The sequence below is a fragment of the Nostoc sp. genome (assembly GCF_036917275.1).
Classification (GTDB): Bacteria; Cyanobacteriota; Cyanobacteriia; order Cyanobacteriales; family Nostocaceae; genus Nostoc.
Genome location: NZ_JBALDF010000006.1, coordinates 61302 through 85880 on the forward strand (window position 1 = coordinate 61302; position 24579 = coordinate 85880).

The 24579-nt window shown below is 41.1% G+C and carries 21 protein-coding genes and 1 pseudogene; 12 read left to right on the top strand and 10 right to left on the bottom strand.

Annotated features, from left to right (window positions below):
• Window positions 1-683: 683 nt before the first annotated feature.
• The 4 genes from V7K35_RS01900 to V7K35_RS01915 form a co-directional block, all read right to left on the bottom strand.
• Window positions 684-1301, bottom strand: a complete 618-nt coding sequence (locus V7K35_RS01900) for a cytochrome C (RefSeq protein ID WP_335075908.1) — start codon at window positions 1299-1301, stop codon at window positions 684-686.
• Between the two features lie 498 nt (window positions 1302-1799).
• Window positions 1800-2450, bottom strand: coding sequence for a sigma-70 family RNA polymerase sigma factor (locus V7K35_RS01905; protein ID WP_335075910.1), 651 nt, complete (start codon window positions 2448-2450; stop codon window positions 1800-1802).
• A 100-nt stretch (window positions 2451-2550) separates the two neighbouring features.
• Window positions 2551-3927, bottom strand: coding sequence for a DUF2330 domain-containing protein (locus V7K35_RS01910; protein WP_335075912.1), 1377 nt, complete (start codon window positions 3925-3927; stop codon window positions 2551-2553).
• 9 nt (window positions 3928-3936) lie between these two features.
• Window positions 3937-4812, bottom strand: coding sequence for an RnfABCDGE type electron transport complex subunit D (locus V7K35_RS01915; protein ID WP_335075914.1), 876 nt, complete (start codon window positions 4810-4812; stop codon window positions 3937-3939).
• A gap of 388 nt (window positions 4813-5200) precedes the next feature.
• Here V7K35_RS01915 and V7K35_RS01920 point away from each other — a divergent pair, with 388 nt between their 5' ends.
• The 3 genes from V7K35_RS01920 (at window position 5201) to V7K35_RS01930 (ending at window position 7622) form a co-directional block, all read left to right on the top strand.
• Window positions 5201-5881 (top strand): polysaccharide deacetylase family protein, encoded by a 681-nt coding sequence (locus tag V7K35_RS01920; protein ID WP_335075915.1) that lies wholly within the window; start codon window positions 5201-5203, stop codon window positions 5879-5881.
• A gap of 65 nt (window positions 5882-5946) precedes the next feature.
• The gene (locus V7K35_RS01925; protein WP_335075917.1) at window positions 5947-6858 is read left to right on the top strand and encodes a HipA-like protein; all 912 of its coding nucleotides are present in this window, start codon (window positions 5947-5949) and stop codon (window positions 6856-6858) included.
• Entirely contained in the window at window positions 6855-7622 is a 768-nt protein-coding gene (locus V7K35_RS01930) for an HIRAN domain-containing protein (protein WP_335075919.1), read from the top strand. Before V7K35_RS01925 ends, V7K35_RS01930 begins: the two co-directional genes overlap by 4 nt.
• Here V7K35_RS01930 and V7K35_RS01935 read toward each other — a convergent pair.
• Window positions 7616-8590 (bottom strand): carbohydrate kinase family protein, encoded by a 975-nt coding sequence (locus V7K35_RS01935; protein WP_335075921.1) that lies wholly within the window; start codon window positions 8588-8590, stop codon window positions 7616-7618. The two genes, V7K35_RS01930 and V7K35_RS01935, sit on opposite strands and share 7 nt — an antisense overlap.
• Window positions 8591-8953: 363 nt before the next feature.
• Between V7K35_RS01935 and V7K35_RS01940 the strand changes: the two genes are divergently transcribed.
• The 4 genes from V7K35_RS01940 to rfbB all read left to right on the top strand — a co-directional run bounded on the left by V7K35_RS01940 (window position 8954) and on the right by rfbB (window position 12683).
• Window positions 8954-9217, top strand: coding sequence for a helix-turn-helix domain-containing protein (locus V7K35_RS01940; RefSeq protein WP_273766227.1), 264 nt, complete (start codon window positions 8954-8956; stop codon window positions 9215-9217).
• Window positions 9218-9677: 460 nt separating this feature from the next.
• Window positions 9678-10379, top strand: a complete 702-nt coding sequence (locus tag V7K35_RS01945; protein ID WP_335075923.1) for a DUF6391 domain-containing protein — start codon at window positions 9678-9680, stop codon at window positions 10377-10379.
• A gap of 194 nt (window positions 10380-10573) precedes the next feature.
• Window positions 10574-11572, top strand: a complete 999-nt coding sequence (locus V7K35_RS01950; RefSeq protein WP_335075925.1) for a glycosyltransferase — start codon at window positions 10574-10576, stop codon at window positions 11570-11572.
• 49 nt (window positions 11573-11621) lie between these two features.
• Window positions 11622-12683 carry a dTDP-glucose 4,6-dehydratase gene (gene rfbB / locus V7K35_RS01955; protein ID WP_335075927.1) on the top strand — a complete coding sequence of 354 codons (1062 nt, stop codon included), beginning with the start codon at window positions 11622-11624 and terminating at the stop codon, window positions 12681-12683.
• 340 nt (window positions 12684-13023) lie between these two features.
• On the opposite strand, the gene V7K35_RS01960 is transcribed toward rfbB, so the two are convergent.
• Window positions 13024-13683: a hypothetical protein gene (locus tag V7K35_RS01960; protein ID WP_335075929.1), complete on the bottom strand. Its 660-nt coding sequence runs from the start codon at window positions 13681-13683 to the stop codon at window positions 13024-13026.
• Window positions 13684-14008: 325 nt separating this feature from the next.
• Between V7K35_RS01960 and V7K35_RS01965 the strand changes: the two genes are divergently transcribed.
• On the top strand, window positions 14009-15202 hold the full coding sequence (locus tag V7K35_RS01965) for a serine/threonine protein kinase (RefSeq protein ID WP_335075930.1): 1194 nt from the start codon (window positions 14009-14011) through the stop codon (window positions 15200-15202).
• A 214-nt stretch (window positions 15203-15416) separates the two neighbouring features.
• Here V7K35_RS01965 and msrA read toward each other — a convergent pair whose 3' ends face one another.
• On the bottom strand, window positions 15417-16085 hold the full coding sequence (gene msrA / locus V7K35_RS01970) for a peptide-methionine (S)-S-oxide reductase MsrA (protein ID WP_335075932.1): 669 nt from the start codon (window positions 16083-16085) through the stop codon (window positions 15417-15419).
• A 168-nt stretch (window positions 16086-16253) separates the two neighbouring features.
• On the opposite strand from msrA, the pseudogene V7K35_RS01975 reads away from it, so the two are divergent.
• Window positions 16254-16688: pseudogene (locus tag V7K35_RS01975) on the top strand (YidH family protein); the annotation flags it as partial.
• A 163-nt stretch (window positions 16689-16851) separates the two neighbouring features.
• Window positions 16852-17757, top strand: a complete 906-nt coding sequence (locus tag V7K35_RS01980) for a beta-1,6-N-acetylglucosaminyltransferase (protein ID WP_335075933.1) — start codon at window positions 16852-16854, stop codon at window positions 17755-17757.
• A 437-nt stretch (window positions 17758-18194) separates the two neighbouring features.
• Here the strand turns inward: V7K35_RS01980 and V7K35_RS01985 are convergent, their stop codons facing one another.
• Complete coding sequence (locus V7K35_RS01985) at window positions 18195-20372, bottom strand: recombinase family protein (RefSeq protein ID WP_335075935.1); 2178 nt, start codon at window positions 20370-20372, stop codon at window positions 18195-18197.
• Window positions 20373-20459: 87 nt separating this feature from the next.
• On the opposite strand from V7K35_RS01985, the gene V7K35_RS01990 reads away from it, so the two are divergent.
• Window positions 20460-21800, top strand: a complete 1341-nt coding sequence (locus V7K35_RS01990) for a proton extrusion protein PcxA (protein ID WP_442939663.1) — start codon at window positions 20460-20462, stop codon at window positions 21798-21800.
• Window positions 21801-22180: 380 nt separating this feature from the next.
• Window positions 22181-23464 carry a murein transglycosylase A gene (mltA, locus tag V7K35_RS01995; RefSeq protein WP_335075939.1) on the top strand — a complete coding sequence of 428 codons (1284 nt, stop codon included), beginning with the start codon at window positions 22181-22183 and terminating at the stop codon, window positions 23462-23464.
• 243 nt (window positions 23465-23707) lie between these two features.
• Here the strand turns inward: mltA and V7K35_RS02000 are convergent, their stop codons facing one another.
• Window positions 23708-23941, bottom strand: a complete 234-nt coding sequence (locus V7K35_RS02000) for a DUF3134 domain-containing protein (RefSeq protein WP_179074150.1) — start codon at window positions 23939-23941, stop codon at window positions 23708-23710.
• A 202-nt stretch (window positions 23942-24143) separates the two neighbouring features.
• Window positions 24144-24572 carry a hypothetical protein gene (locus V7K35_RS02005; RefSeq protein ID WP_335075941.1) on the bottom strand — a complete coding sequence of 143 codons (429 nt, stop codon included), beginning with the start codon at window positions 24570-24572 and terminating at the stop codon, window positions 24144-24146.
• Window positions 24573-24579: the final 7 nt, after the last annotated feature.

Sequence of the window (24579 nt, forward strand, 5' to 3'; positions counted from 1 at the left end):
GAATTAAAGGTTCGGCATTGATTATAAACATTTAACCCAACCCAACCGTCTTGGTCGTGGATGGGTGTAACCGAGAATTAACTCAAAAACAGGAGAAAAACTAGCCAATCATCTAGTAAATTGATTGGTTTTAACTCTTATCTTATATTTAGTCTTTCTTCATAGTATCATTTTGCCCCCAGATAGGGCCAGAGAGGGAGTGGGGGAATAGACTTATAAGATATGAATTATGAATTTTTTAACTCCTAATACCGTTTCACTTTAATAATTAGGACTTACGCACACTCCACAAATTCTTCTCTACGAGACGCTGCGCGTTGGCAGTTCCATAAATTAAGCTTTTGGGCGGTTTTCGCGTAAGTCCTAATTAATGATATAAGTACGTTAGTAGGAGCACGGCAATGTCTATGCGTGTCAACTTAACGTGAAACCCTTGTCAAGACGTGATATTCAGTTCTCTGGCTTCTCATCACGATCCGCGTCACCCCACCCTAGCCCTCCCCGATGTATTGGGGAGGGAACTAGATTTCCTGTTTCCCGCCAATCCATTGGGGGATTAAGGGGGGTAAAACGCATGTGGGTCATGCATTTGAACTTAAGTTGACACCAATGGGCAATGCCGTGCCCCTACGATAAATCTATATGCATCAGGGTTTCCGTGAAATGCTATAATTCCTAACTCTTCACTTCCACTCTGGTGTCAGGCGGCGGAAATTGTAATCATTAGCACTGGGATGACAACTGACACAACTGCCTAGCTGGATGGGACGTGGTAACTTAACTCCTGGATGTAGAGCTTTGAAATAACGCGAGTTGTTGAGGCGATAGGGTGTTTCTTCGTCGTCTAACTGGACACGGGAGAAAGTCGAAAGATATTTCCACACTAAAATACGCGGCGGATCGACTAAAGGCTTAAGTTGTGCGCCGTAGTGCTGCGAGTCTTGCAGGAGATTTTTCCAAGTTTGGGTGGGTAAAACGGCTGGTGGTAAGGCGATGTGGCATGTGGAGCAGTTTTCCAAATAGAGTTCTTGCCCTAGTTGGTACTGTGCAGGAACTACGTCAACTGTGCCAATTTCGGCGGGAGGAGTAGCACTGTGGGCATTAGTTGCCAAGGCTAGAAGCCAGCCCATAGCTAGGCTCCACGTTACAATTACCAAAAGTAAACCGAAAAATTGGCGCTTAAATTGGCGTTCGGCGCTTTGCTGTAGCACTTGGCGATCGCTTCGGGCGGGACGTAGCCCATTGCTGTTACGCATGCGCTTTTCGCCATTGTGGGTTTTGCGCTTAACAAAAATTGACATTCCTCACATTCCCAGATATTTAGAAGTGGCGCTAGTGCTAATCATAGGACTTACGCAGTCTTGGCAGTGTTTCACATTTCGCGTAAGTACTTTTAGTAATGTGGCGATGTTTATTGGCAAGCCGCTCTCCATGCATAACAGTAATAAAAATGTCTATTCAGCGCATTACTGACTATACAAGGAAAAATATTCTGACAGTTTTAACCTGACTCACTAGAAAAATCAGCTAAGTGGTATGAAATTTTGATTTAACATACCTATGTCACCCAAAACCTCGGTAAAAAGATCACATCCTAACGGAACCAACAAATCGTTATGAAGAACGAAGTAACCCAACCAATTACTCTCAAAGAGGTCGAACACTGGCAGTAGTCAGCTAAGACAAAATATCTGGATAACCAGGTAACGGATGGCGAAAATTACTTCAGTTGCCAATGACTTACTGTAATGGTGAGAATATGCTGACGGATTCAATCAACCTCTCCTCTTGTTCCTTATTTATAACAATCCCTCCAATTCAGCGAATTTACGCAAACGTGGTAGACATTGGCGCTGATAAAAACTGCTTAATGTCGGAATTGACAGCCCAAATTCCTCGGATAATTCTCTCCAGCTAACTTCCGGGGGTAGGCGTTGGAGAATTAAAACCTGACAATTCACATCTGGACGCCCTTTAATGTAAGTACGGCGCAGTTCTCCTTCAGAATCTGTATTAGCCCATGTCTCCAAGTCTTCCAGAATGGGAGGTGTTTGGGGGGCAGCTGGGAGGTTATCTACAGGATCAATGGTTTCCCTGATTCCACCCGATGTAGACTGACGAACCCAAAGAGGAACTGTTGTGGCTTGTTCTCGGTTCTGGTTAGTGTAAAAGTCTTGTAGTCTCCGTCTTAGGTAAGCATTTAGCCAAGTGATGACACTGCCATAGGTGGGGTCATAGATTTGACCTGTCAAACCTTCACAAACATTGCGGCAGAAATACAACCAAGTTTGTTGTAGTGCATCTTGATAATAGGGAGTATTTTCCCTCCAGAGTCTACTTGCTGTCAAGCGAATAATTTGCGTGAGCAGCTTCTGACGCTGAGGGCTTCCAGGTGGGTGTCCACAGGCTTCGCTAACTAAGCAGCGTAGCTGTTCATCGAATTGAACCATGACAATCTTGGGGCAGAAAGCAAGAATATCTTAGTATTGCCTATAACAACCCCCGAAAAAATTACCTTTGGTCAAGATGCGGTATTTTTTTCAAATCCTCTCAATATAATCTTACCCAGGACAATAAATTTTCCCACCAGGAATATGTCAGATTACCAACACTCAGCTTCATTTTGTTGCGAATGTCTTGGATATTCCAGTTGGTTAGTTTAGCTAGAGTTTGCGCCTCTTGTTCAAAACGCTTGGGCAAAGACTGCTTATATTCTCTACCTGCCTGACATTTGAGTTCCCCTTGGAACGGATGTTGCAAAACATAACGCCCTTGGAAAGATTCACTGTTAGCAGTTTGTTGGAATATCAGGTCTTCAGGGAATTTGTCGCGGCTGTAGCGGACATGCAGCCGGGAGATGAAGACGTTACTTCTAGGAGAAGGACGACGAAAGCTGGGGGATGCTGGCAGATTACTTCCAGAATTATCATCTAGCCAAAATACGCCTGCTTGCTTTAGTTCCTCTTGGGTTAGGGGATCAGCAGAACAGGGATCGCAACTACTCATGTCCCAAGCGTATTCCAAAAAACCAACTTTCCTGTCTTCTTTGGTGTAGACAGTTTGAAACATGGATTTATAGAATTCACCAAATTCATCTTTGACAAATAAAGGAATGTTCGTGTTAGAAGGGATTTTCACCGTCCGGTAGTTAGTGATCTCTGCCTGTCCTTGGGGCGAGAGGATGTAGACAATCAAATCCTGCTCTGTCGTAGCATTGATCATGCCTAAACGAATTGGCAGCATGAATTTGGGTGACTGGTAGGAAATTTGTAGCGGACGAAGGAACTGGTAGCCAGATTTCTCGAATTTATCCAAGTTGACTTTGGCAACAAAGAATTTCATTGAGGAGCGGATGTAGGGCTTTAGTAACTGTTTCGCACCTCTAGGGATTTTGTAGCCATTGCGTTTGAGCCAAGTTTCTAATCCCCCAGATTCTTTGGCACTAAGGATCACGATGTCGTATTCGCCGACATTAAAACGTGCTTCGACTGTTACACCCAAACTGCGATCGCTTGTTTTTTCAGCTTCCTGACTGACTGCCCTGCTTCTAGGTGCCGCAGCAGGTAGATTTACCGAATCAGTAACAGCACAAGGATCTGAGTCAAAATATTCTACCAATCGCGGCGCACTAAAAGCATCCAAGCGCTCGATAATTTTCGGTTCAGTTACGCGAACTTGCTCTTTTTGCAGCACCGTTGGCACAGGTACTACTATTGCAAAATCTTTGACTTCGCCTTGAAAGTCGTTTGCCATTGTTAGGACAGTGTGTTCATCATCCCGTGCTATCACCACCTGAGAAGCTTTGTTATACAGTTTTGTATCAGCCTTGGCTACATAAAATCCACAAAATGCCCAAGCTGCGGGTGCAAAGCATAAAATAGCTACAATTGTCAACAATAATGGTGTTAAGAGTCGAAAAAACTTCATTTTATACCTCTACTTTTTTAGTGCTGAATTAAGAGAGACGCGATTAATTGCGTCTGTACAGGAGGGGTGAGTAAGAAGTTCTCCTCCTGCTCCCTCATCCCCCTCTTGCCAAGCAAACCGTGGAGCTACCCAGAGAACATCTAGCAGAATGGTCAATGGCGCAAGGGCAAACAGCGCCCAGAAAACTGCTGTGGAAACAAAGAAATAATTCCGCAGGATAAAAGTTAATCCGGCGATGCAAACTGCCCAAACTACACGCCCAATTCTCGAATTGGGGATAGATCGCGGATCTGTAATCATAAATAGGGCAAACAGCAGCAAAGACCCGCTCATCAATCGATGCCAGTAAACATCCCAAGTCCAACCCAGCCAGAGATTGCGAATCGCCTCCAGCAAGGAATAGCTACCCAAAAAAGCTGCTGTGGTGTCCCAGCGACCAACGCGCTGCAAAATCATGCCACCAGTTCCGGCAAATAATAGTCCATACCACCACTCTTCACCCCATTGTCCCGGCGAAACCCAAGCATCTGGGGTGAGAATCAAGGCAGAAATGATCCCAAAATTGGCGGGATTAAAGAAATGCTTATCACCGACTTGGAAGATAAATTTGCTGGCGATCGCAATTGCTGCGGCTATTGCCATTGTTATCCAGTGATCAGCCCGCAACAGCAGGGACAGTCCTAAAGATGTAATTAAAGCACTCCGAAGATTCGTCATTTGTTCTTTGCCAGTAACTAATGACAATATCCATTGAGTTGCAAGACTTGTGGCGATCGCTACTCCAATCAACTCTGGCCGCAGCGTCCAATCTCGTGTACCGATTCCCACAACTAGGAACAAGCCTAAAAATAGAATTTGATAATCTCGTATATCTTTGAGCAACATTACCCTTTCATTCAGGGATTCCCCGTAGATTTTTCATCAATCTAGACGAGTACAAGCTAAAACAATGTTACTGTTACAAATTTTGTTACAAAATAAAGCAGTAAATCTAAAAACCCCTGAGGATATAGTCAGATATAGAAATGTATTGAGGGTATGGGAGTAGAAGAAAGAGAGGCTTGGTATTAGCTTTGTTTTTTCCTTTGTTGACCCTTATACCCTGGCTCAACAAAAAATCTTTTTGCGTAAATCTTACCCACTGACCTACCAGATGTAGATTACCATTTAAGCAAACATGCTTCATCGCCAGAAGTTGCAGCTACGCCCGTCGCAGACATCGCAGTTTCACAAGCAACACCTACAAAAAGTTGTCAGCAGCAGATAAACGCAAATGCAGCTAGCTCCCCTGTTCCCAATTTTATACCGCATTCTCCAGCCAAGTTTTCCCAACTGCCTTTGGGCTGGAAATCCCTATTCTAAAGCGATCGCACTCACATTCGATGATGGACCCCATCCGCAATACACACCCGAAGTTTTGGCAGTGTTAGATCGTTACAACATTACAGCTAGTTTTTTTTGGTTGGGTGTTTGCGTCAACCGTTCACCAGCCATTGCTAAAGCCGTGAGCGATCGCGGACACTGGATCGGATTGCATGGCTACGATCATCGCTCTTTTGCCATGCTTTCCCCAAATGACCTGAAGGACAGTTTAGAAAAAACCCAAGCTGCCATTTACAATGCCTGCAACCTGCAACCTGAACAAGTGCGCGATGTCCGTCCCCCCAATGGTTTATTTACACCTGCGACTTTAAAATTATTCTTTCAGTGGAATTACCGCCCAGTTATGTGGAGTGTTGTACCAGAAGACTGGGTGCGGCCAGGTGTCACCACCGTGGTAAAGCGAATTATGCAGCAGGTCAAAAATGGTTCGCTTATTGTTTTGCATGATGGTGCTTGTGGTGGAGAAGATGTTGCTGCTACAATTCAAATCCTGATTCCGCAACTGCTACAACAAGGTTATAAGTTTGTGACTGTTGATACTCTGTGGCCGCAAGCTAAGGCAAACCATTAACTGTTACATATTTTAAAAATAGGTGAAGTTAATAATTTGTTTTAAATCAGGCTTTCCTATAAATTATGCCAGAGCAGTTTTTTATCATTCAGGTTCCCCTAGATGCCTCGGAGGCCGATGAAGATTTGGGAACAAAACCAAAGTTCTGGTTTCGTCATCAGGATCTAGGTCGTTGCCTATTCAAGAAAGCTAGACCAAACACAGGAGAAGATTGGGCAGAAAAGATTGCAGCCCAGTTATCCGAGTTGCTGGGTTTACCCCATGCTGATTATCAACTGGCAATGTTCAATGGCGAGAATGGCATTGTTTCACCCTCATTTTTGCCGCCTCAAGAAGGTGCAATTCTCACCCTTGGTAATGAAATTCTGGCTCGGATAGTATCCAATTATCCACAAGATTCTAAAGACCTATCTCAACACACAATAGATAATGTATTCAATGCTATGGGAGATGCTTCAGTTAATTTACCTATCGACTGGACACCACCAGAGGGAATTAGTTATGCGACAGAAACTTTTGTTGGGTATTTACTTTTGGATGCTTGGATCGGGAATAGTGATCGACACCATGAAAATTGGGCATTCATCAGTTTACAAGAGAAGATTTATCTAGCACCAACTTACGATCACGCCTCCTCTCTCGGTAGGAACGAGTCTGATTCTAAAAGAAAAAACAGACTAACCACAAAAGACGCTGGCTTTTCTGTCCAAACATATGTAGAAAAATGCAATTCTGCGTTGTATGCTAGAGTTGGTGATAAAAAAACCCTTAAGACTTTTAATGCATTTTGTGAAGCGCAACAACGGTATCCAGATGCAGCCAGGGTATGGTTAAATAATCTAGCAAGGGTGTCAAGCAATGATACGTTAGAGCTTTTTGAGCGTATTCCATCTAATCGCATATCGCAAACAGCAATTGAATTTGCACAAAAAATATTGGAGTTAAATCAAAGTAAGCTGCTGGACACCCTACTATGAAAACACTTTTTTTAGCTTGGCAAGATTCTAAAAGTCGCGCTTGGCTTCCCATTGGTCGATTAACATTTGACGGAAAAAAATATCAATTTGTATATACGCAAGGTGCTGTTAAAGCTCAAGCTGAACATAATTTTCAGCTATTGTATTCCTTTCCAGACTTGAACAATGTATACACATCAGTTGAACTATTCCCCTTGTTTTCTAATCGATTAATGCGACGCTCTCGCCCTGACTATAAAGGTTATATTGAATCACTAAATATTCCCGAAGGTGAAGATGATCCAGTTAGCATTCTTTCTCGGAGTGGTGGACGCAAGGTAACAGATTATTTTGAAGTTTTCCCCTGTCCAGAACCAGATGAAAATGGTTTATACTACATCCATTTTTTTGTACATGGACTGCGACACCTTCCGGCTTGTGCAACTGAACGAATTAATCAATTACAAACGGGTGAACTGTTATATTTAGCTCACGAATTTCAAAATACCCATGACCCGCGTGCATTGCTCTTATGTACTGAGGATCATTACATCGTAGGTTATTGCCCTCGGTATATTGTGGATGATGTTTTTAAACTCAAGAACAAAAATTCAGAACTGCTAAAAGTTAAAGTTGAGCGCGTTAACCCAGTACCGACAGCTCTCCAACTACGTTTATTGTGCAATATGACCGCAGAATGGCATGAGGATTTTCGTCCATTTTCTAGTTGGGAGTATCAGCCTTTGGTGGCTGATATCCCGATGACTTATGCTAGTTCCTATTGATGTGCGGCTAGAAAAGCTTCGACTTCAGCAGCAGTCGGTTGAGATGCGATCGCACCTGCTTTAATGGTAGTCAGCGCTCCAACAGCACTGGCATATGTGACAATGCGTTTTGCTGTTTCTGGATCTCGCAAGCTGTGGATGCCGTGCTGACTCAATTGGTGGATGAATCCTGCCAAAAAGCTATCACCTGCACCAGTTGTATCAACTACGGGGATGGAAAACGCAGATAATTTGCCTTCGTTCTCACCCAGACAGTAGGTGCAACCGTTTTCACCATCTGTTACTAATACTCCTTCAATTGAACCCAGACGGTAAGTGATGGCTCCGGGATCTGCGCTTTCAAATAGCCATTCAGCTTCTTCTTTGGAGAGTTTGAGGAAATCGACTCGCTTAAATAATTCTGGAATTTTTTGATGAGCGATGTTTGGCTCGTCCCAAAATACAGGACGCCAGTTGACATCCAGCACAATCTTCAAGTCGTAATGTTCTGCTAACTCTAGGGCGCGGTAAATTGCCTGTTCACTTTCTGGATAGGCTAATTCCAAAGTACCCAAAACCAGAAAATCTGCCTCTTGAAACAACGAATTTGGCAATTGTTTAGCTTGCAGGCGAGTATCGGCAAATTCTGCGGTATCATACTGACCAAATCCGGCGAAGGTGCGATCGCCAGCCTGATCGCGTGTAACATAAACTTGCCGCGTTGGCGCTGTGGGATGGCGTTGTACCCCCGTCGTCTCTACACCTACATCTTGTAATAGCTTGACCAGTGCATTCCCTACTTCATCTTCGCCAACGGCTCCGATAAAGCCGGCTGATGTCCCCAGCTTGACTAAAGCACAGGCTACATTAGCTGGTGCCCCTCCTGGGTAGGGAGTCCAAGATTTCACTTCTTCCAGCTTTAGCCCCAATTGATCGGCTAAACAATCAAACAAAATTTCACCAAGGCACAAAACACGGGGATTGCTCATCTCATTTTTAATTTTAGATTTCGATTTGGAATTAGGAATTTACAGTATAAAATCTACAATGATTTTTGCTAATCTGTCGCCAGTCCTTCATAGAATTAAATAGCAATTTTTACTACTCCATAACATCTATATGCTTCTGAGCATCGCCTAGATTATCTAAACATTTTTACTAACTTTTAAAAATAAATAAGTGTTATATATTACTTATCTATTGTCATGGTTTATATTCTTGCCAACTTGAAATCCAAAGAAAATATTGACAATGGTATTACTGCTAACACTTGAAACCCCTACCAAGAAAAGAATCTTCTAGAATTAGAAAGAGCGATTAAGTACATATACCAAGCGAGGATAGAAATAGTCATGGCTGGTGGCAAGTCTGAGACCCCCGTTAGTCTGTCAGACAGAGAACTGCAAATTATCGACTTAGTGGCCACTGGCTTAACTAACCAAGAGATTGCAGGAAAACTGGAGATTAGCAAGCGTACAGTTGATAACCATATCAGTAATATTCTCACTAAGACCCAGACAGAAAATCGAGTAGCTCTTGTCCGCTGGGCTTTACAGTGGGGGAAAGTGTGTTTGAATGATGTTAATTGTTGTCTTCTGCCTAACCAGATCGAATAAACAATTTATTTGGTAGCAACGTAATTGCTCTGGTCTGGTATACTGACAAGCCAATTTTCAGGTTTACTGATTTTTCCCCTCCTCACGCCTAAGTTTTCAGTGTGAACACTCTACCAAAAGTTCCGAGTCCTTCACTCAGCCGGAGTTTATGTTACTGGAGCCAGCTGACCCTCGGACTCGGAAACTATAAAGATCAGAATTCCTTTCCAAATTCAGCAGAACAGATTTAGAACTTACACACAGGGGCACAGGAGAATAATTATAGGACTTAAGCATTGACAGGAAAGACCAAATATGGATAATCTGAAAATTACATCTGTCGTAGGGGCACAGTATTACTCATGCGTGTCAATGCCTAAACTCAACAATCATCCACAAAAATTAGCAACAATTCAGTGGTGCAAGCGTTACATTTGAAAGAAATCTATGTTGCTCCATCGGCTTGGAGAGCAGTGTTCCAATGAATACTTCTGCTTCTTTTCAGAGTGGCTTGTCTCCCTTTGAATTTTTTAAGTTTGATCTTACGACACCTGTATCTGAGAAAGTTTCGACCCTAGAATACCGACCCTTAGACTTTCCACAACCCACACAAGATGCCGACTTACTCAGGCAGCTATCGTTTATTCCAGGGTTGAAAGAAATTTTGATTATCCGGCAGGTTCACGCCTTAGAACACGCTACTGTTTGGGTTCTTGGCGAATTAAAAAGTGCCTATCCTGCCAAAAGAGAACCTAGTAACGTTCAACTAGATAACGAATTATTAGGCGGTTTATCTACTGAGCAGGGATTCTACCTCTATGGTGAAGTAAATATTAGTGATTTGCGGCGTGCGGTTACAATTGCTCGACATCGCCTCACCAGTGGGGAATGGGATTTGGCTGTACATCCCCGTTGCAGCACAAATTTATCAGTAGCAATGCTCTTAACAGCTGGACTAGCTGTCGGCGTACATTTATTACTACCATTTCGACCAATCGAGCAAATTATAGGTTTGGGGTTAGCAGCGATAACAGCCGCTGAACTCGCACCTAATTTAGGTTCTATGGCACAGCGTTACCTAACAACTGCCATTCCTTTTAACCTAGCAATTGAAAATATTACCCGTACACGCGACGTTTGGGGGCGTCAGGCACATTTTGTTAAAGTGGGCTGGCAAGACTGAAGAGAGCAAGAGGCAGAGGGGCAGTTCTTGCTAAGAGCAGAAGGGAAAGAAGTAATTTTTCTTCCTCTTGCACAATGCCCGATACAACTCTACCAGAGGCTACGCTTAGGGCGTAGCAATGCCGTAGTAGGGCAACGTCTCACAGTGAGCCTGTTGAACTGCTCAGTACAAGTACTCACTCCCTTTATAAAATTATGAGAAAACTTTACTTCTTACTCCCCGGTACAGATGGCAAATTTGCTTGTGGTGGCCTTTGGGCTGAGTTAAAAGCACTTAATCTAGTTCAGCAGTTCTGTAGTGCTGATGTTGTAACTTACCGTCAACGGGAAAAAGGTAAGCTTTTTATTGATGATTTGCTAAAAGAGAAAAATTTAAGTGATGTAATTTTTGTCATCAGTTGGGGATTTGATATAGCTCAACTCGTGGCTAAACTTAAGCAATGCAATGTCGTTTACCATGCACATAGTGCAGGTTATCCATTTAGACTGCCTGCGAGTATTCCGATCATTACTGTTAGCCGCTATACAATGGGATATTGGGGAGAAAAATCACCCAATTCTCTTATTTATTATTTGCCTAATCAAATTTCTGATGAGTTTCAAAATTTAGGTCTTGAACGGGATATTGATGTTTTAGTTCAGGCTCGTAAATCTTCTGAGTATTTAATTAAAGAATTAATTCCAGCTTTGCAAAAACGTTGTAAAGTATTGGTTGTTGACTCTTATGTAGAGGATTTACCTGGACTATTCAACCGAGCTAAGGTTTACCTCTATGATTCGGCTGAGTACTGGGCACAACAGGGTGTTAGTGAAGGATTTGGTCTGCAACCAATGGAAGCTCTTGCCTGTGGTTGTCAAGTATTTTCTAGTGTCAACGGTGGACTGGCAGATTACTTAGATCCTGGATTTAATTGCTATAAGATTGCTGGATATTCACAAGAATATGATGTCCAGCGGATTCTAAAGGTGATTGATATTTCAGTAGCTTTTAGTTTATCTGAAGAGTTTTTGGCTGAGTATCGAACTGAAAATATTATTAAGCGTTCCCAAGTTATTTTGGATGAGTTAAATGAATTCTTTGATCACACTATACAGCAGCCATCTAATATTAAGGATTTGACGAAAATACGAATGGCGAAATTACTGGCTCAGAGGATATATGGGAAGCTGAGGAAGAAATATTTTAAGCAATAAAAAAGAACCGCAGAGGCGCTGAGAATATAGAGAGAAGAGAGGCAATTGGATGAGTCGGCGGTTACTAGTTACGGGGGGTGCGGGGTTTATTGGGGCGAATTTTGTGCATCACTGGTGTCGAGTTTATCCAAATGACCGGGTGGTGGTGTTGGATGCTCTTACCTATGCGGGAAATCGTCTGAATTTGGCGCTGGTTGAGGGAGGAGAAAATTTTCGATTTGTCCAAGGAGATATTTGCGATCGCACCATTGTAAATCAATTACTAGCATCTGAAAATATAGATACCATCGCCCATTTTGCCGCTGAATCTCATGTTGATCGTTCAATTCTTGGGCCAGCAGCTTTTGTGCAAACTAATGTGGTGGGAACTTTCACGCTACTGGAAGCTTTTCGGCAACATTGGGAGGCAAAAGCACAGCCATCTGATTATCGTTTCCTGCACGTTTCTACGGATGAAGTCTACGGTAGTCTGGGCGCAGATGATGCGGCTTTTTGTGAAACTACACCCTACGCTCCTAATAGTCCCTATTCAGCCTCGAAAGCTGGTAGTGACCATTTAGTGCGTGCTTATTATCATACTTATAAATTTCCAACCATTATCACAAATTGCTCTAATAATTACGGTCCTTATCAGTTTCCCGAAAAACTAATTCCTCTGATGTGCATCAACACCTTGATAGGGAAACAATTACCTGTTTATGGCGATGGTAAAAATGTGCGGGATTGGCTTTATGTGGGCGATCATTGTCTGGCTCTGGATGCGGTAATTAATCATGGTAAACCAGGCGAAACATACAATATTGGTGGCAACAATGAGGTAGAAAATATCAACCTCGTGCAACTTTTGTGTCAGATGATGGATGAATTAGCACCTGATTTATCAGTACGTCCAGCAGAGCAATTGATTACTTTTGTCAAAGATAGACAGGGACATGACAGAAGATATGCAATTAATGCCAACAAAATTAAAACTCAGCTTGGTTGGACACCTTCAGTAACGATTGTTGAGGGTTTACGTTTAACTGTTGAATGGTATCTCAATCATCGTAATTGGTGGGAACCTCTGCTATCTGCGGAATATCAAGCCTACTATCGCAAAAATTATCTATAGGATAATCTAAAATTGGGCTAACTCTAATGAGTAACTTCCTCAAATTTTTATAGTGAACTAATTCATCATAATGTAAGCGACTAAGAATTATGCCTGGATGTCTATTTTAATTTTGGGCAAATTCTTCAATCGCTTTCCGAGAAAAGGCTTTTTTACTAATGATTGATTAACAGGCATTATAGATGGAGTTTGTGCGATCGCAGAACTTTTTGGTCTACTAAAAATGTTGAATTAAAATTTTGGCATAAAAATTTTAATTCAACATTTGAGATAGTGCTGCTTGCTTTTTTCAAAGCCAGTGATTTACACAGTCGGATTCGATATTGGGTATAATGACCTCTTACTTAGTAGGAATAACGTAACCTGCAATACCTTCAAACACATACCCATTCTTACCACCACCTAGCTCACTAAAATTAGTAGTGTAGAAGTGGTCTGTAGCTGCGGAACTGTAATATCGATATACAGGAAGAGTATTTGTAATAGGTCTAGGATAAACATAACCTGCAATACCTTCAAACACATACCCATTCTTACCACCACCTAGCTCACTAAAATTAGTAGTGTAGAAGTGGTCTGTAGCTGCGGAGCTGTAATATCTATATAGAGGAGCAGTTCCAGCGTATGGTAGTTTAGAAATATAGGCGGCAATTCCTTCTGATATATATCCGCCCTTACCATTTCCTAGTTCACCAAAATCAACCGTATAAAAGTGGTCAAGAATTGATGAATTATAGTAACGGTAAAGTGGGTATGCCGTAACTACTGCACCATTAATTGTTCGAGTAATAGAAGGAACCTGAGCAATTAGTAGATTTTCTGAGCTACTTTTGCCTTTGCTAATAGTTAAATGATTGCTGTTCTGGAGTTTAGAAGAATTTGATGTCGCTAAAGCTAGATGGTCACTGCTTAAGTAGTTAACTGCACTAATACTTGCAATACCAACAGCCAAACTACCAAAAGTTTTAAAAACTTTACCCCAAGATCCATTACTAAGCATAAAGTATCTCCTTAGCTTGATATTAAACAAATGTACTTTATCATACTAGTTTTAGTAAAACAAGAGAGTAAAACCAAAAGACTGTAATGCCTATCAAATCAAGTTTTTTGGGAAAACCACTAGATGAACTTGATACTTTGCTTCAAGGTTTGTCCAAAACTCAAAAGAATTACCCAAGGCTTGGGAGAGTTCGATAGCTGTTTTAGGTGTAATTTGCTTGCTTCCCCCGAATAATTTCATTGATGGTTCACACAGTTTTCTTAGATAATGACTATCCTTAAATAATAAGGAAATAAGATCAGCGTAAATTGCCAGCAGGTGTCAGATGCTGCAACCAGAACAGATATTACAAGATCGTTATCAAATCCAGCGCCAACTCGGCAACAATGGAATTCGTCAAACTTGGCAAGCATTGGATTTACAAGCCTCTGATGGCGAAAATTCGACCGTTGTGGTCAAACTTTTGGCCTTTGGCGGTACTGTACAGTGGGATGACCTGAAACTTTTTGAGAGGGAAGCACAAATTCTTAAACAGCTAAATCATCCCCGCATTCCTCGATATATAGATTATTTTTGTATCGACGATCGCACACTCTGGTTTGGCTTAATTCAAGAATATATTCCTGGTGAGTCGCTTAAGGAAAAACTTGCTCTTGGCAAAAGGTTTACTGAAAAGCGAGCTAGAAAAATCGCCGATGAGATTTTAAATATTCTTATGTATCTACATGAGTTGAATCCAGGAGTGTTACATAGAGATATTAAACCGAGTAATTTAATCTGGGGTGAAGATAATCGGATTTATTTAGTTGATTTTGGCGCAGTTCAGGATAAAGCGGCAAGAGAAGGCGTTACTTTTACCGTTGTGGGTACTTATGGTTATGCCCCAATGGAACAATTTGGTGGTCGGGCGGTTCCAGCTTCAGACCTCTATGCACTGGGTGCAACTTTAATTCATTTGTTAACTGGGACTTCCCCTTCTGATTTACCCCAGCAGGATTTACGACTGCAATTTACAGACCGAGTTAACCTCAGTCCTAGTTTTGTCAGTTGGCTGCAAAAGTTGATAGAACCCGCTCCAGAACAACGATTTACTAGTGCCAGCCAAGCGCTAAGTTCTCTCAAATCTGGTTTAGCTGTCAAATCTGCAAATAAGAATCAGCTTTTACCGCTAAAAGAAATAATCAATAATTCTGGGTGCGGGATAAATAATCACAATCAAACAGTCCCAGAGGAAATTCTTGGTTGGAACTGGGGCGCGTTTCTTATGCCTTGGTTGTGGATGTGGCCGAATCAAGTGTGGTATGGCTTATTCTGTTTTATACCCCAGATTTCGGGGTTCATGGCGATCGCACTCGGCGCTAAAGGCAATGAATGGGCTTGGAAAAGTAGACGGTGGCACAGTATTGAACAATTCAAAGCCCATCAAAGAGGCTGGGCGATCGCTGGTATACTAATTGGAGCGCCTATTAGTATTGTATTGTGGGTGAGTGCGATCGCTTTGCTCAAAGCTGCACTTTAATCAACTTAGTGAAATCGGCGGTTATAAACCGCGTTGTCTGGTTGTCTCGTTCCCAGTCTCTGACTGGGAATGCCTATTGTGAGGCTCCGCCTCCCTTACTAGCGGCAGAGCCGCAATTGAAAAGCATTTCCAGCCAAAGGCTGGAAACGAGGTTTTAAAAGGGTTTTGATTCTAGATTGACACAAATACACATCTGTAATTTACTAGTGCATTTCTATCCACTCACTTGCGATTCAACTACGCCCACGGGACAAGATACGTTTGTCCCTCCTAAACCACAATACCCGTTGGGATTTTTAGCAAGGTATTGCTGATGGTAAGCTTCTGCGTAGTAGAATTCAGGTGCATCCAGGATTTCTGTAGTAATCTTGCCATAACCTGCACCGTTGAGAGCTTGTTGATAAGCTTCCCGCGATGCTTCTGCTAGCTGCTTTTGACTTTCAGAATATACATAAATTCCCGAACGATACTGAGTGCCAGCATCATTACCTTGGCGCATCCCTTGGGTAGGATTGTGGCTTTCCCAAAATACTTTCAGCAGTTCTGAATAACTAATCACTTTGGGATCAAACACAACCAACACCACTTCATTGTGACCAGTTCGCCCACTACATACCTCTTCATAGGTGGGGTTGGGTGTTAACCCAGCAGCGTAACCTGCGGCGGTGGTGTAAACTCCTTTAAGTTGCCAGAATTTACGTTCTGCACCCCAAAAACAACCCAGGCCAAAGATTGCTTTCTCTAATCCATCGGGATAAGGAGGTTTCAGGGGATTCTTGTTGACATAATGAGCTGCGGGTACTGACATAGACTGTGCCCTTCCTGACAAAGCTTCCTCAGGCGTGGGTATAACTTGCTTTTTGCCAAATCCAAATAACGCCATTGATTTTGACTCTGATATACATCTTTACCTTATTTACTATTGTAAAGATTCTAGCGATCGCTTGGGGTTTTCTCAAAGTCCTCGCTGGATTGTCTTCACCCTTACAGATGCATCTGGGTGTTTGTTTCACTAATTAATGCTATATCAAGGGGAACTTGATGTCACAAGATGGATAAAATACCGAAAATTGACCGTCAAAGGGAGCATCAAGCGAACGAACGGACTTTTCTCGCTTGGCTACGCACTTCTATTGCATTGATTGGCTTTGGTTTTGCGATTGCGCGATTTGGCATATTTTTGCGCCAGCTTAATACTGCTCTTACTCAACAAGAACCTCCGGTAAATCCATTATCCAACTCAGAAAATTTGGGTCTGGCTTTGGTAATTTTTGGAATTTTGATTATTGCCTTAGCCGCGTGGCGATACAACCAAGTTTTCTGGCAAATTGAGCGAGGGGATTATAAACCAAATAGGTTAATGGTTTGGATAATGACTGGAGTAGTAATTATTTTGGGGTTTCTCAGTATTCCTTTGCTCTTAAGGCGTGATCAAGTCCCTTCTCATTCTCCTGTTCCAATTCAACCACAGTCCCGAAAGTTGCAAAGATCAACCCCAAATTTCAATATTAAAAAGGGGACAATTACTACTATATATAAACAAATATTTTTATCTTTTAAATAGGCTATTATGCTCACTATTAGCAAATTATAGTAAATTTAGTGAAGATAATATTCAAAAAGCTTATTTATATAATAAGGCAGTTTTTATGAAAATAGCATATGTAATTTTGGCGCATAAATATCCAGAACAATTAGTACGTCTTATCTATAAACTAAACACAGATGATGTTTCATTTTTTATACATATAGATAAAAAAGCTGATGATAAAATTTATCATCAGGTACTGACTCAACTCAAGAATTTTCCAAATGTCTCTTTCATAAAGAGATACCATTTAACATGGGTAAGTTTTGATATTGTCAGAGCTAGTCTTGAAGGAATAAAATCAATAGTTGAAACAGGTACTAACTTCGATTATGTTATACACTTATCGGGTCAAGACTATTTAATTAAGTCAAATGAACAGATTAAAAAGTTTTTTAAAGAGAATAAAGGTAAAGAATTTATAAAGTATTTCCCACTACCTTATGCTCTATGGTATGGGGTTTTAACAAGATTAGAATGTTGGTATATCCGTTGGAACAATAAGATTTATCGTATCCCTGAAAAGCGTGAGTTTAAATCTCGTATTAACTCTTTCTTGTATTCATTGTTGCTTTTGCTTGTACCGAAAAGACGTAAATTTCCTGAAGGTTTTGCTCTTTATGGAGGTTTAGCATTTTGGTGTTTAACAGGAGAATGCATAAAATGGATAAATGATTTTGTGAAGCAAAACCCTAAGTTTGTTAACCGTTTTAATTCCACTTTTTGTCCAGATGAATTGTTTTACCAGATTCTAATTGTAAATTCACCTTTTCAGGAAAAAATTATTAACACTTCCTTAACATATTTAGAGTGGACTATTGATTATTCCGGTCACCCCAAAACTTTAGAAAAAAATGATTTTGAGAAAATTAGAGAATCCGAAAAATTATTTGCTAGGAAGTTTGATATGACTATAGACCCGGATATATTAGATATGATTGATAAAATGATATTGAGTCAATCTTAATTTGCAAATAAATTTTGAATTTTGGTCGTAGAGAAGAAATAATAAATGTTCTCGACTATTGAACTTTGGACAAAAAAGAGTGGTTCGCGTAAAATATCCGCGAACCAAAGGTTATTTAAAGAACACTCAGATGATTGCTCAATGTTGACGTTGAGCCAGCCGCCATTTTTCGGCGAACGGACAGTCTAGCAGCATCCGTGAGAGGTGAAGAAAAAGTGCCTTTTGTCAATCATTTGAAATACTCAAAAAAATGATAATCCCTACTTTGGAGAAGGATAGAGAGTGAGCGAGAGTCGCCCTCTATCCTCATTTTTTATGATCATTATTCAAGAATTGGACAACCTAAAATAATAGTGATATTACTTATAATAATTGAGACGAAACTGCTAAAATAGTGGATGAATTATTGTACGAATTTAAAGAACTTTGGATAAGCTTTATATAACGGAATGCGTTACACAGGCATTCACTAAAGGTAACAACGGCCCTAGTTGTTCTTGTCCATTCACTGCTAAATCGCTGTGACACAAATAAACTCTCTCGGATACACGAGATAGTAAATCTGTCAAAATCCTTCGCAGTCGTTGTTCTTCTGCTAATTTCTCATCTTCTGCTGTCCAAGGTTCGCCTAACCTGTCTCGCAGGAAAAACGGCGCACCAAACAAAGTCGCCGCGCCACCTTTGGCCCACAGGGGTGAACCAGCATCAAGCCAAAAATGCCAGCGGTGCGATCGCCTACTAGATCGATATTGAAATATAGTTGCTAAGGTGACAGCCCTTCTAGCTCCACCGATGGGGCGCATAGGGTAAGGGTTGGCGGTAATTGTACCACGTCGCAGTAGTTGAATGAATTCGATAATAGTTGTGTGAGGCGTTGTTTCATGTGGGGCAATTTGCCGTAACCTGGTGTCAATTTCCCAGTAGTGTTGGGCGGTTTCTAATAATTCCCGTAATGCTGCTAATTGTTCGTAGGGGAGATTGCTACCATTCCACAAAAAACGTTGAATTGCCCTATCTAAGAGGGAAATGGGACTGGGAATTAAACGCAGTTCTTGTTGCGATCGCTGCTGTTCTAACCACTGTAATATCTCATTATAGGCTGTAGTAGCTGCATAGCCGATTCTATCCCAGCGCTCGAAGGTTGACACTGGTAACAAGTTGGGGCGATCAGGATGTGGTACAAAGCAGTAATCTGCAATTAAACCAGCCCGTACCGGGTCAATATCACTAGAGACGGGATTAATTGCGTCTGTTAGGCGTGAGGAGTTTACTGGTGGTTGTTGTTTTCTACTCAATACGACTAGCATTTCTGCGACGGCATCCCGATCTACGAGGCGTCCCAAGCCGGGATAAACTAGTGCCAACATGGTGAGTAAGGCGCGAATGACAGGCGAACTAACTAAGGGACGTTGGTCATTAAGCGATTCTACTCGGATGTTTTGCTTGATCAGGATTTCTACTAGAGTATAACGAGCGATCGCATCTAAACCTGGTGCAATAATTGCCACTTCTTCTGCTTGCACTTGCTGTGATTGGATGGTATTAGCAATTACCTCTGCTGTTTGCCGCAATAATTGGGCGCGGGAGGTGGTCTGAATTGAATGCACCATTTTTGGTAAACTCAACAGTGCCATCGGTTCTGTGACTAATTCCACCATCTGTTTAGTAAGTTTTTCACCAAGGGACTCTGAAGGCGGCCCGGTTAAGATTTCTACTCGACAACGCTCTGCTAGCCCTTCTAGATAGTTGGGATCTGCTCCCAATCCCAATCGCACTGCGCCATCGGGATTGTAGCTAAACGCCCCGACTGCGCCTTTATCTAACAACAATTCAAACAAAAGACGCGCTACGCTAGGATAATCATCTACATCATCCGCAAGTACCGCCTGATAGCGTTTAGTTAAATGCTGCTGGTAATTGCGATCGCTTAACAAATATTGACTATAAAGTTCGGTAATAATCCCATAAGTTAGTAACCCCCTCTCTAAACACCAATTACGCCAATCTAGGAGCAAAGAGGCTAGAAATTCCGGCTCTAAAGTTGTAGTATTATCCCCCAGACCCCTTGCCAAAATCTGGGCAATATCTTCGCAACGTACACCACTGTAAGCTGCTAATTGCAATAAGTCTAGAATGCGACGCACTAATCGAGACTCATTCACTCCCGCAATCCGTAAAATTTCTTCGTCTAATTGGGGACGCCAGAGTTTGGTTGCTAACTCTTGTTCTGTTTCTGGTCGCAATCTCACCGGAAACTGTGCCTTTAGGCTCAAGGAGTTAATTAGCAACGGCCAAAATAAAATAACTTCATCCTGGAAAAAACCTAGCGGTGTCTTGGCACGAACTGGATATTTTCCTAAGGTAGATGTAACAATTATATCTCCCAATACTCGACGATTATCATCATTGGCAGCTAAGACTAAAACTCCTGGCTCTGTTTGTTTAAGATATAAAAATTCAGGTATGCGTTCGCCTTTTTTTCGTCCCGGCTTTTTAGTATAAAATGATTCAGTAAGCTGTTTTTCCGGTTGTACCCAACTACAAAATTGCTCTACTAAGCGAGCTGTCTTACCACTGCGGCTAGTGCCAACAATCCAAACCGAATGAGAAACCACAAACTTTCTCCTTGTAGATTTGCTAGTATACCTTGTGCGTTAACTTAAGGTTAAGAATCACCAAATAATGCTGGATGATTGTCTGCAATGAAAAACTCTATTTTTAGCCAAAAAATCTATTCCTTCTTACTTGTTGCTTATCGACGGTACTTACAAACTCCTGAACGTTCTTTACATGAAGCTTACGATGCAGCATTAAAGATTCAGGAAATAGAAAATAAGCATTTCAATGGTAATAAAATAGACACTGACTCAGCCATGTACAGTAACAGTGTGATGGATTATTTTGAGTCAGACCTAAAGAAGCTATTAAAAATTGTCAGAATGCGGCTGACGGAGTTTAGAGCAAGCCGTTGGTTTCTAAATGAAGAAAATAAAAAAGCTGCTCATAAAGCAGGTATAGAGCATCCAAGTCCTTCTTTAATTTTGGAAAAGCTAAACTTTATCGATCAAGTTATATCCAAATACACAACAATTTCTGATCAAATAACTTCTAAAGCTTTAGTAGTCAAACCTGCAAATCCACCAGTTAATGTAATATCGGACAACAAGTCGTTGCTTGTTAATACTCCAACGTTACCACCCAAAATACCAATTCAAGACTCGCATAAAAAACCAAAACTGAGTAAAGTCGATACAACAGGAGTTTTACCGCGCTCTATTTTAAGTACTATCACTCGTTTGCAAGTTGAATTAGATCCTAATTCTGAAAAAGAAGTAATTCAGAGTTTTCGGCAGGCTCAAAGAAGAACAATAATATCTATCAGATTTATTTTACTATTAATTATCGTACCACTTTTAACGCATCAGATAGCAAAAACTTTCGTAGTTGGACCATCTGTTGAGCGGTTTAGAAGCAGTGAGCAAATGCAGATATTCCTCAATTCCGAAATGGAAGAGGAAGCACTTGCAGAATTACAAAGATTTGAAGAAAAGCTCAAGTTTGAAAATTTCATTAAAAATGCTCCTCCACTGTCGTCTGAACAGATGGAAATTGAAATGACACATAAGGCTGTAGAGCTTGCTGAAGAATTTCGTCACGAAAGCTCTAATGCTATAAAAAATGTTTTTGCAGATATTTTTTCGGTGGGTGCTTTTATCTGGCTTTTGCTTGTCAGCAAGTCTTCTATTGCTGTACTTAAAGATTTCTTCGATAATATTGTCTATGGACTTAGTGATAGTGCCAAGGCATTTATCATCATTTTGTTTACTGATATATTTGTAGGATTCCACTCTCCTCATGGGTGGGAAGTACTTCTAGAAGGTGTATCGCGTCATTGGGGATTACCAGCCAATCGAGATTTTATCTTCTTATTTATTGCTACATTTCCAGTGATTTTAGATACAATTTTCAAATACTGGATATTCCGATATTTGAACCGGATATCGCCTTCAGCAGTTGCCACTTACCGTAATATGAATGAATAAGGTATTAGGAATTGGAAATTATTGAGCTAGTGGCTTGATTTCTCTCGCTTGTAGCAACTGGCGTCAAAAACAAACAACAAACAATCTTTGATAATGTTTTGCTTTATTGCAGTTTACCAAGTAGAGTGGGGCAATAGTTTGCCTACCTTTAACAAGGGGTTTTTCCCCCTGTTAAGTCTGGTTAATTGAGATGATAGCTGGATTTATGCGCCAGCTATATTAGTAGTCTGTGTGATTAATTTTCACAGGTTCCTACTGAATGATAAATCGCTCAATTTTAAAAGCTATACCTGCTGAGTACGAACTTTCACAACCCATCAACACTAATGACGTAAACCACAATTTGGTGGAGTATAGGAAGGGAAAAATTTTGAATTTTGATGAAAAATACCCTTACTAGGTTAAGAAAATTTAACAAAATTATCTGCATCAGCTTACCTGTGGTTTTGTCGATTTTGCTGGTGCGGATGCAATCTTTAGCACATCGAGAACTCAGTCCGCCAGAATGTCGGGTGAAAAAGTGGGATATACCAGTTTCCTTGACTGCTGAAAATCAAAATGTATTTACACAAAAGCAAAAAGCAGTATTAATCCAGAGATTACCAGTTACTTGTTGTCAGGGTGATACCTCTTGTTTAGATGAAGTTTTATATGGAGAAATACCAGACAAAAAGGCGCTGGTGAGTGCGATCGCTCGCAGTCTCCAATATCTGCAAACAACTAATGCTGTGGCTGCTTATCAAAACTATCAAGTGACTGAGATTAAGCGTGATCGCGTCATCAAAAGCTTGAAAAGATTTCGCGAACTCCTATTAAAAACTAATTCTGCAACCGAATTACATCAAGCCATCGAGCGGGAATTTGTTCTTTACCAGTCAGTCGGTAAAGACACTAAAGGTTCCGTTTTATTCACCGCCTATTATGAACCGCTTTACGCAGCCAGTCGCGTCCCTACAGCAGAATATCGTTATCCTGTTTATCGATTACCTCCTGATTTAAACTCCTGGTCTAAGCCTCATCCTACACGCAAGGAATTAGAAGGAGTAGATGGTTTACAAGGTGCAAAAGGGAAATTGCGAGGATTAGAGTTATTTTGGTTTCGCGATCGCCTCGAACCATATCTAGCTCAAATTGAAGGTTCAGCGAGGCTTCAGCTTCCTGATGGAACTCAAACAACAATCGGCTATGCTGGTAATAACGCTTATAACTATAAAAGCATCGGGCGAGAATTAGTGAATGATGGCAAATTACCGCTAGAAGGTATAACTATGCCAATTATTCTCAACTATTTCCAAAAGTATCCTCAAGAATTAAATATTTATATTCCGCGCGATCGCAGTTTTGTTTTTTTTCAAGAAAACCACGGTGAGCCAGCCCAAGGTTTTATCAATGTACCACTAACAGCAGAGCGTTCTATCGCTACAGATAAATCCCTCATGCCTCCTGGTGCTTTAGCGTTGATTCACACTTCTATTCCCTTTGTTAATCCTACTGGAAAAATGGAGGAGCGCATCGTTAGTCGGTATGTTCTTGACCAAGATACCGGAGGTGCAATTAAAGGCGCAGGTAGGGTAGATTATTTTTTAGGTACTGGGAAATTAGCAGGCGATCGCGCTGGTGTTACAGTCAGCAATGGACAATTATTTTATCTATTACTTAAATAGTTAACTTAACCTGAAATCTGCGGTTTAGGGACTGACAAAAAATAAATTATCTAAAATTATTTGTACATTTGTCAGGGCGCAAGGCCTTGCGCCCCAACGATCGGATATTTTTTAACTGGAAGTCCCTTATAGCCGCATCTACACAGTCAAAACCCGCCTGCGCGGGTTTCAAACTCTTGATTTTCCATTAGCCCAGGTCGGTGTAGCTTTCGTTTGGATAGCCACAAATTTCATTCACCAGGGCTAGGCTTCAATATCCATATCAGCATCATCATCGTCATGATCGTAAGGGATATCGTCTAGGTCGATCATTTCTGAAATTTCTTCTACTTCATTTAGATACTCAGATTCTTGATGTTCACGCTCGATTAGACGACCAGTTGACTTTAGCCATTCCAAGAGAATAAACTCATTACTTGTACGAATTACAGGCGCTCGCTGGTTCCGAGGTTCTTCACGTAAGGGACTTATAGGCATAAAAAAAACTCACTTTGAATTATGGGTCACTCTAGAAAAACAGAAAAATTGTACATTAAGGTTAAAAGACTTATTGTACAAGACTTTTCTAAATAGATGAAATATGAACTATTGAGTTTTTTATCTCTAGTCCGTCTAGTTACTTACCATTAAAATGTCTTTGTGTCAGTCCTAAATAATAAATATTCAAGTGGACGTGATATCACAAGACATTTGGTAGCTTGGCGAGAGTTTCATACATATTAGAGGGTAATGCAGACAATCTGTTCGCAACAGCGACTGCATCGGCTAAGTTGCTAAATTGACACCGGACAATCTCTTGCCCATTTCCTGAGGGGAATCGCTTCCTAGCTTTGTTAGATACAGCACAAATAATCGCTAAAGCTTTGGCGAACCCATCTTTTGTCAATATTGTTTCTTTAGCGAACCCTTCAACAGGGATAAGGCAAACCTCAAACCGATAGCCAGGCCTGGGAGAAACAGCTATGTCAATATACGGTTTATCTTCTTTCCTGATTCTGCGTAAATATTGAGCTGTCGAATTAGCATCGTGTAAATCAGTCCCAAGGGCGTAAGTAAAGAAACAATCTTCTGTAAGGGATTCAGGACGGGTAATTATATCCGTTGCCATAAGTTCA